Origin of the sequence: Enterocloster citroniae (assembly GCF_040545455.1) — a bacterium.
Lineage (GTDB): Bacteria > Bacillota > Clostridia > Lachnospirales > Lachnospiraceae > Enterocloster > Enterocloster citroniae.
This window is the reverse complement of sequence record NZ_JBEPLZ010000040.1, coordinates 20,177-29,011: the sequence shown is the minus strand read 5'-3', so window position 1 is coordinate 29,011 and position 8,835 is coordinate 20,177. Positions and strand designations below refer to the sequence as shown.

Here is an 8,835-nt window from a genome sequence, read left to right as displayed (position 1 = left end):
CCCCAAGGTCTTAAAACCATTAATATCTGCAATTTTCAAGGTTCGGTTGAGCCTATTTTTTAGACTCCGTTTTTCATAGATTACTTGACACTACCATCGTTTCAATCCTGAAAGCTGTCTACAATTTTGAATGCGGAACTGGTTGCAATCCGTTCTGCTCCAGCTTCTATCATGGCGATAGCATCTTCCTTGGTCCTGACGCCGCCAGAGGTCATAACCTTTATTGCATCATGGTAGTGGTCTTTGATGAGTTTTACCTGATCTGTGGTGGTGACAAACCCGAAGCCTGTATTTGTCTTAAGATAGGGAATTCCCAATTCAATTGCCATCTCGGCAGCCCGCAGCTGTTCGTCTTCGGTTAAGAGACTGGCAAAATAAATCATTTTCATGATTCTGCCTTCCATCATATCCACAAAAGGCTTCAGATCTTCCTTGACATAATCATACCTGCCTGATTTAAAGGCGCTGACATCCATGGAGATGTCCAGTTCATCCGCTCCGTCCTTAAGTGCCTGTTTCGCCTGGTATAGTTTTGCTTCATGGGTCATACCGCCCAGGGGATAGGAGATTACGCTGACCAGTTCCTTGCCTGCCTGGTGAAGTATGTCTGCATTTCCCCGGATGAAAAATGGTTCTGTCAATGTGGTGGCAAAGTTATAATTCAGTGTTTTTCGCACAAACTCCTCCACCTGTGCCAGGGTAGGCGCCGGCGTTGCACCCAGGGAAGCATCGATCATCCGTTCCACATCGTTTCTTGTTACATCCATGCCTTATTCCTCCTCGAGATTGTTGTTTTATTTCGTCTTCATTCTAAGGTCATGTATGTTGGAAGTCAATTTGAAATACCCCCTCCCAGTTGTGGAACTTTTATAATTATTTGGCAATATTCCATGCGTATCTTGTTGAATTTTACCATTTTTTTATTTAGATTTCCACTATTATTTATATACATTTATCACTCCATTTGTTAATCCTGTCTTTCGCTTTGTACCACTTTTTGCATCAAAGATTTCAATATGTTAAGGTAGCGGTTCTTCGATAGCCGCCGGACGTTTTTTCTCTCTTTTTATACTGGGCCCACCATTTACATCAGCCTGGAAAAATACTTTTGTAATTGTCATTCGGATTAAAATCATCAGCAAGGTGCTTCTTGCGTACAATAGTGAGAAAATAGCATAATAACACATCTTACAAATTTCACAAAGTGGTGAACTTTGTAAAATGTTTATTACAAACTTTACAAAAATGAGAAGATATGTTATTGTTGGTTTATAAAAACTATAGGGAGGTGTAACAAATGATTGAACGAAATGATTATCTTGAAAGTTTAATTAGTTTTAAAGATAAAAACCTAATAAAAGTAATAACTGGAATTCGCCGCTGCGGTAAGTCAACGATATTTGAATTGTATCAGTCCTATTTAAAAGAGAATGGAGTAGAAGAGGAACAAATCATAACCGTTAATTTGGAGGACGGTGATTATCGTGGTATTCGCACATCAGAAAAGCTATATCAATATGTGGAAAGTAAACTGGTAAAGAGCAATAAGAACTATGTATTTTTAGATGAAGTACAGCAAGTTGAAAATTTCCAGGAAGCAGTAGACTGGCTTTATGTAAAGAAAAATGTAGATTTATATATTACGGGGTCTAATGCGTTCCTGCTTTCCGGAGAACTTGCCACATTGCTCTCTGGCAGGTATGTTGAGATAAAAATGCTTCCTCTTTCTTTTAAGGAATATATATCAGCATATCCTGGAAACACAAATACAGGTGCACTGTATATGAATTATTTACAAAACAGTTCTTTTCCAGGAACGCTTGAACTTGCAAGAAAACAAGATATCAGAGTTTATCTTGAGGGAATTTACAATACAATCTTGCTCAAAGATATTGTTACCAGAAAGAAAATATCTGATCCATCTATGCTTCAAAGCGTGGTGGAATTTATGTTTGATAACATTGGAAATATGTGTTCCGCCACTAAGATTGCAAATGCAATGACATCATCAGGGAGGAAAATCAGCGTACCTACTGTGGAAAACTATCTTTCTGCTCTTTGTGACAGTTTTATTCTATATAAGGTAGGAAGATATGATATAAAAGGGAAGCAGTATCTCGTTACAGGATCGAAATATTATGCAGCGGATATAGGGCTTCGTTATTTTATATTAGGCACGAAACAGGCAGACATGGGGCATATCTTAGAAAATATTGTTTACCTGGAACTTATAAGACGAGGTTATGAAGTTCATATAGGAAAAGTTGGAGATGCTGAGGTTGATTTTATTGCCATTGGCGCCGAAGGGGAAGAATATTATCAAGTATCTCAGACCGTATTGGAAGAGCAGACACTAAAGCGGGAACTTTCATCACTGGATGCAATAAAAGACCATAATCCCAAGTATCTTCTTACTATGGATTATACGCCACTGACATCCTATAATGGTATCAAGCAGATTAATGTTTTGGAATGGCTTCTAAAGAAATAGACAGAAATATCTATTACTAATGAGACATATGAGTTTGTGGAGGATTTTGTGCTGAATAGGATAAGGGTCCTATGTATGCTGTTTTTACGCCGAGGAGGGAAGGTTTTTATGGAATGGCGGTTTTTTAAAAAAAATTGGAAAAAAAGCCAATGGCTGAAGATCAGCCAGCTATAAAACAGGATATATTGTTTGAATTCCCTGGTCTGGATATTGGATTAGGGGATTTTTTTATTTCTAAAAAAGGATATCCGGTATCCTGATACAGGATACCGGATCATACATGGCGGCTTTCGTTAGATACTGGATGAATCTGCGGAGAATAAAACCTCCAGACATACATTAATGGGCCTGGTAATTATAAATTTGCCGCGACATTGCCGCGGCAGCTAACCGCATATCATGTATCAGGTCAGTATTTTGAAGCTTGTCCAGAATTCTGCCCGTTGCCCCGGAAATACTGATGGCAAAGCCAGGCTCCTCAAAGCTTTTGAAAACCGGAAAACCTATGCATGTAAGGCCTATTTCTATCTCTTCATTGTCCATAGAATATCCGCGCTCTCTGCTCAGTTTCAGTTCATGTAAAAGCGCATCTCTCTGGGTGATCGTATTATAAGTCTTAGCCTTAAGTGGAAAAGACAGAATCTGGTCAATTTGTGCTTCCGATTTATAGGACAAAAGACATTTTCCTACACCGGTACAATACATGTAGTTTTTAACACCCATTTGAGTGTTGATAAAAATAGATGAATCCGATTCTACTTTGTCCAGATAAATGACACTGTTATCAGACTGTACAGCGCTGTGTACTGTTTCATGATATTTATGAGAGAGCTGTTCAAGAAAAGGATGTGCAATCCGTATCAGGACATTATTCATCTTTAGGGCATTGGATAGAGATAATATCTTAGGCCCCAGGCAATACTTCTGATTCTCTTCATTTTGCAATAGATACCCAAGGGAGGACAGACTGTTTACAAGGCCAAAGGTAGTACTTTTATTTAATTCCAGCCTTTCAGAGATATCCTTTAAACTTAATTCTACCACATTATTCTGGAACAGTTCTAAGATGGACATGGCCCGCTCTAAAGACTGTATGATTTTTGTTGTTGCCATAACATTCCTCCTCGTAATAGTAATTTAACATTTTACTTAGAATATTTCAACCGTTTTCTTTTTCTGCTTATACAAAATACACAAAAACTTGTATGGAATTTGTATTGATTTGTTATTGACGTGTAAAATAAAATAGGATATTATTACAATATAGAATAAAGTTCTATAATATAGAACAAATTAAAGCTTACTTAATAGGAGGATAAGAATGGAATTTAGAAGCAATGAAATCATGCACGGCGAGGACAGTCCCTTTTACCGCTCTCTTTTTAAATCCATGGGATATTCTGATTATGAACTGGATCATAAACCACTTATAGGGATTGCCAATACATGGAATACCTGTGTTCCCGGACATTTTAACCTGAACCAGGTAAATGAATTTGTTAAAAAAGGAATTTACAGTGCAGGTGGAACTGCAGTAGAGTTTGGCACCATTGGATGCTGCGATGGTGTGGCACAGGGGCATATAGGTATGAATTATATACTTCCGTCAAGGGAAATCATCTGTAATTCCATAGAGGTCATGGTACAGGCTCACAGGCTCGATGGTATTGTCTTGCTGGCTTCCTGTGATAAGATCGTTCCCGGCATGTTGATGGCTGCCGCACGTCTTGACATTCCTGCGATTGTATGTGTCGGCGGCCCTATGTTAGGGGGGATCGAGTTTGACGGAAGAAAGTCAGACTTGACATCCATTGATGAGGCAAAAGGAATGACCCGTTCCGGGAAGATCACAGAGGATGAGTACCGTTCACTGGAGAATACGGCTTGTCCCGGATGCGGATCCTGTTCTTTTTTAGGAACCGCTAATTCCATGTGCTGCGTATCGGAAGCAATGGGAATGAGTCTGCCGGGAAGTGCTTTGATACCCGCTCCTTATGGGGAACGCCTGAAGTCTTCTTTTGAGGCCGGGCGTGCTGTTGTGAATCTGGTGATGAACAACATCACAGCAAAACAGGTTATAACAAAGGAGTCCATACGTAATGCAATTAAGGTTACTATGGCGATCTGTGGATCCACGAATGCTGTTTTGCATATTGCAGCCATTGCGAATGAGGCAAAATTGGATATGAATGTGGTGGAAGAGTTTAGAACGCTGAATCTTACAACGCCTCAGATTGCCAAGGTAAACCCGGCGGCAAAGTGGGATATGGAAGCGTTTTACCGGGCAGGCGGCATTCCGCGGGTGATGGACCGTTTGGGAAGTATCATAGACCGGAGTGCAGTCACATGTACTGGAAAGTCTGTGGACGAAAACCTTAAAGATCAGGTGTACTGGTATCCGGAGAACCGTGAGATCATCAAGACAGTGGATGAACCATTTTCCAGGACAGGCGGTGTAGCCGTATTGTCGGGAAACCTGGCACCGGATACGGCAATTTCCAAACCGGGTGCCATTGATCCGGCTCTTCACCGTTTTACCGGGAAGGCCAGATGTTATAACTCGGAGGAGGAGGCGGAATCAGCCATTCTGAGTGGTGAGATCCAGAAGGGAGAGGTAGTAGTCATCCGTTATGAAGGACCTAAGGGAGGCCCCGGCATGAGGGAGATGTTTAAGGCTATGAAGTATATGTATGGCATGGGGCTTGCAAAGGATACGGCTTTGATCACGGACGGACGTTTTTCGGGAACAAATAATGGATGCTTTGTGGGGCATATCTCACCTGAGGCAGCAGAAGGCGGTCCCTTGGCCCTTGTGGAGGATGGGGATGAGATAATGATCGATGTGGCAGAAGGAAAACTTGAGCTTCACGTTTCTGATGAGATTATCAGTGCGCGCAGAAAACATTGGGTAAAACCGGAAAAAGAGATACCCAACGGCTATTTAAAACTCTATTCCAAAGTGGCATCTTCGGCAGACAAAGGTGCAATCATTCAGTGTTGATCAGACAGATAATAAGATGGGGGTATATTATGGCAACAATAAGTACATTAGGCGCTGTAGCCGGACTTGTTATAGTGATTGTATTGATCATTTTAAAGGTTCCGCCCGTATACGGCATGATGCTGGGAGCATTGGCAGGCGGAATGATCGGAGGAGCAGGATTGACGGAAACAGTCAGTCTGATGGTATCCGGCGGCAGCGGTATGGCGTCAGGGATCCTGCGTATCATTGCGGCAGGAATGCTGGCCGGTTTCCTGATCGAATCCGGATCAGCGGAAACCATTGCTCATACAATTGTGAAAAAGATGGGCAGCCGCTTTGCACTTTTGGCAATCATTCTGTCTGCATGGGTCCTTCAGGCAGTGGGAACGTTTGGAGATGTGGTGGTGGTGATCGTTGCTCCTATTGCTTTGGATATTGCACTTTCCACCAGATATTCCAAGGCAGCTGCATCCATTGCACTGATCGGCGGTATCCATGCCGGGAATATCATTTCGCCCAATCCCAATACCATTGCCTTGGCTGAGAATTTGGGCATTCCCATGACTTCTGTGGTGCTTGGAGGAATGATACCTGCTTTGGCCGGAATTGCATTTACCTACATATTCATGGTCATGCTTAAGAATAAGGGGGAAATGGTGGATTCCACAAAGCTTACCAATCGTACGGTTGCTGAGACAAGGCAGCTTCCATCCATCGGCTGTGCCCTGGCAGGACCATTCTGCACGATCATTCTGCTGATGCTTCGCCCGATCTGCGGAATTACCATTGATCCCATTGTAGCCCTGCCCATTGGAGGAGTGATTGGAGCCATCGCCATCAGGCAGCCCAAAGAAATGCTGAAGTATGCAAATACAGGCCTTCAGAGGATGAGCGGCATTGTGCTTCTGCTTCTGGGAACAGGGACCATATCGGGTATCATTTCCAATTCCGGATTAAAGGATACGCTCATTAGCCTTGTTGAGGTATCAGGGCTTCCTGGATATATCCTTGCGCCATTGTCAGGCATTGTTATGGGTGGAGCCACCGCTTCCTGTGTGGCAGGAGCTACCGTGGCATCCCAGGTTTTCGGTCCAACCATCCTTTCATTTGGAGTGACTGCAGTCCAGGCAGCTGTAATGATTCATGCGGGCTGCTGTGTGTTTGACTGTCTGCCTCACGGGAGTTTCTTCCATATCAGTGCAGGAACGCTGCAGATGTCAATCAAGGAAAGGCTTAAGATCATTCCATATGAGTCTCTGATCGGATTTGGCATGACGGCGGTGGCAACGATTGTCTATGGTGTATTAGGGTTTACATTTTAGTTTTGGGAGGCATTTTCATGGAAAAAATTAAAGTAGGTATCATCGGTCCGGGCAATATAGGAACGGATTTAATGTATAAGGTCATGAAGAGCAGCAGCTTGGAAATGAAGCTGATGGCCGGTATTGTGGAATCAGAAGGGATCAGGCGGGCCGCAGGACTGGGATTTGATACTTCAATTGAGGGCGTGGATGCAATAGCTGCAGATACTGAAATCCGCATTGTATTTGATGCAACCAGTGCAAAAGCACATTTACATAATGCCCCTATATTAAAGAAAGCAGGGAAGATCGTTATGGATATGACACCGGCTGCGGTTGGTCCTTATGTGGTACCGTGTGTCAATATGGACAGCCTTCTGTTTGATACGGATAATTTCAATATGGTGACCTGCGGAGGCCAGGCCACGGTTCCTATCGCTTATGCAATTAATCGTGTCGCTGATTCGGAATATACCGAGATCGTATCCGCAATTTCTTCAAAGAGTGCAGGGCCAGGTACCAGGGCCAATATTGATGAATTTACAGAGACCACATCCAAGGCATTGGAGATAGTGGCGGGATCTGATAAAGGAAAGGCCATTATTGTATTGAATCCGGCCAATCCTCCGTTGATGATGACTAACACAGTCTATGCATTGGTTAAGAATCCCGATGAGGCAAGGATAAAGGACTCAGTAGAAGCAATCGTAAAGGAAGTAAAAAGTTATGTTCCCGGCTACCGCCTGCGGGTGCCGCCGGTCCTTGATGGAAATAAGGTTACGGTTATTGTGGAAGTGGAAGGTGCGGGCGATTTTCTTCCGGCCTATTCCGGGAATCTGGATATTATTAATCAGGCTGCTGTGGCAACAGCTGAAAAGGTGGCAGGCAGGCTGTTGGGTGGAAAGAGGTAAAATGGTATGATCAGAAGAAAGGTTAAGCTTATAGATACAACCTTGCGGGATGGCAGCCATGCCGTAAGCCATAGTTTTACCGTTGACCAGGTAAAAGCAGTGGCAGAAGGATTAGATAGGGCAGGGGTAGATTTCATAGAATTGAGCCATGGAGATGGAATTGGCGGTTCCTCTATTAACTACGGATTTTCTGCTGTGGATGAACTTACACTGCTGCGTGCGGCAGGGGAAGTAATCAAAAATGCAAAACTTACAGTGCTGCTGCTGCCTGGAGTAGGCACTATAGAGAACTTAAAGCGGGCGGAGGAAACAGGAATCGGCGCAGTGAGGGTGGCAACTCATGTTACTGAAGCGGATGTATCGGTCCAGCATATACGGTATGCTAAAAGTAAAGGCCTGTTTGTCGTTGGATTTCTGATGATGTCCCATATGGCAGAACCTGAGAAGATTGTGGAACAGGCCAGAATTTTTGAAGCAGAGGGAGTCGATTATATTAATTTGGCTGATTCTGCCGGATATATGTTGCCAAATGACGTGCACAGGCGTATTGCAGCCTTAAAGGAATCGGTCAGTGTTCCAATCGGATTTCATGCCCATAATAATATGGGATTGGCCATGGGGAACAGTCTGGCTGCTCTTGAGGCAGGAGCAGAGTATCTTGACGGAACATGCAGGGGGCTGGGAGCCGGTGCGGGAAACACCCAGATGGAAGTGTTATGTGCGGTTCTTAACCGCATGGGTTATGATATTCATGCGGATATTTATCAAATGATGAATGTGGCTCAGACAACAGTGGAGCCACTGATGCATCGCCCGCAGGCAATCCGTACGGATTCCCTTATGCTGGGGTATGCAGGTGTCTATTCCAGCTTCCTGCTCCATGCGCGCCGGGCTGCTAAACAGTTTGGTATCGATATCAAAGATATTCTCATAGAATTAGGGCGCCGCGGCATGGTGGGCGGTCAGGAAGATATGATTGTTGATGTTGCTTACGAATTATCAAAAAACAGGTTTTGATTTTATAAAAATATAAAACAGACGGCTGGAAGAACACCGGCCGTCTGTTTGTCTGGTTTATGCCGAAAGCGGTGGCGGTATGAGGAAGGCCGGGATTTACCATGGGACTATGAAGCCATGTATCCACTGAAT

The 8,835-nt window shown here is 43.5% G+C and carries 7 protein-coding genes; 5 read left to right on the top strand and 2 right to left on the bottom strand.

Annotation, left to right across the window (positions count from 1 at the left end; genetic code table 11):
- Positions 1-101 precede the first annotated feature (101 nt).
- Positions 102-767 carry a deoxyribose-phosphate aldolase gene (gene deoC, locus ABID13_RS27040; protein ID WP_007859399.1) on the bottom strand — a complete coding sequence of 222 codons (666 nt, stop codon included), beginning with the start codon at positions 765-767 and terminating at the stop codon, positions 102-104.
- Between the two features lie 530 nt (positions 768-1,297).
- Between deoC and ABID13_RS27035 the strand changes: the two genes are divergently transcribed.
- Complete coding sequence (locus ABID13_RS27035) at positions 1,298-2,491, top strand: ATP-binding protein (RefSeq protein ID WP_048930899.1); 1,194 nt, start codon at positions 1,298-1,300, stop codon at positions 2,489-2,491.
- 339 nt (positions 2,492-2,830) lie between these two features.
- On the opposite strand, the gene ABID13_RS27030 is transcribed toward ABID13_RS27035, so the two are convergent.
- Positions 2,831-3,604, bottom strand: coding sequence for an IclR family transcriptional regulator (locus tag ABID13_RS27030; RefSeq protein WP_007859397.1), 774 nt, complete (start codon positions 3,602-3,604; stop codon positions 2,831-2,833).
- A gap of 208 nt (positions 3,605-3,812) precedes the next feature.
- On the opposite strand from ABID13_RS27030, the gene ilvD reads away from it, so the two are divergent.
- The 4 genes from ilvD to dmpG are packed head-to-tail and all read left to right on the top strand — an operon-like array spanning position 3,813 to position 8,703.
- The gene (gene ilvD, locus ABID13_RS27025; RefSeq protein WP_048930900.1) at positions 3,813-5,492 is read left to right on the top strand and encodes a dihydroxy-acid dehydratase; all 1,680 of its coding nucleotides are present in this window, start codon (positions 3,813-3,815) and stop codon (positions 5,490-5,492) included.
- Positions 5,493-5,521: 29 nt separating this feature from the next.
- A complete protein-coding gene (locus tag ABID13_RS27020; RefSeq protein ID WP_048930901.1) occupies positions 5,522-6,796 on the top strand; it encodes a GntP family permease in 1,275 nt (424 codons plus the stop codon).
- 17 nt (positions 6,797-6,813) lie between these two features.
- Complete coding sequence (locus ABID13_RS27015; RefSeq protein ID WP_048930902.1) at positions 6,814-7,686, top strand: acetaldehyde dehydrogenase (acetylating); 873 nt, start codon at positions 6,814-6,816, stop codon at positions 7,684-7,686.
- 6 nt (positions 7,687-7,692) lie between these two features.
- Positions 7,693-8,703 carry a 4-hydroxy-2-oxovalerate aldolase gene (gene dmpG, locus ABID13_RS27010; protein WP_007859390.1) on the top strand — a complete coding sequence of 337 codons (1,011 nt, stop codon included), beginning with the start codon at positions 7,693-7,695 and terminating at the stop codon, positions 8,701-8,703.
- The last annotated feature ends 132 nt before the right edge of the window (positions 8,704-8,835 follow it).

Coding starts and splice junctions, on each gene's coding strand:
- ABID13_RS27015 (WP_048930902.1), top strand. CDS start 6,814: ATGGAAAAAATTAAAGTAGGTATCATCGGTCCGGGCAATATAGGAACG.
- dmpG (WP_007859390.1), top strand. CDS start 7,693: ATGATCAGAAGAAAGGTTAAGCTTATAGATACAACCTTGCGGGATGGC.
- deoC (WP_007859399.1), bottom strand. CDS start 767: ATGGATGTAACAAGAAACGATGTGGAACGGATGATCGATGCTTCCCTG.
- ABID13_RS27030 (WP_007859397.1), bottom strand. CDS start 3,604: ATGGCAACAACAAAAATCATACAGTCTTTAGAGCGGGCCATGTCCATC.
- ABID13_RS27035 (WP_048930899.1), top strand. CDS start 1,298: ATGATTGAACGAAATGATTATCTTGAAAGTTTAATTAGTTTTAAAGAT.
- ABID13_RS27020 (WP_048930901.1), top strand. CDS start 5,522: ATGGCAACAATAAGTACATTAGGCGCTGTAGCCGGACTTGTTATAGTG.
- ilvD (WP_048930900.1), top strand. CDS start 3,813: ATGGAATTTAGAAGCAATGAAATCATGCACGGCGAGGACAGTCCCTTT.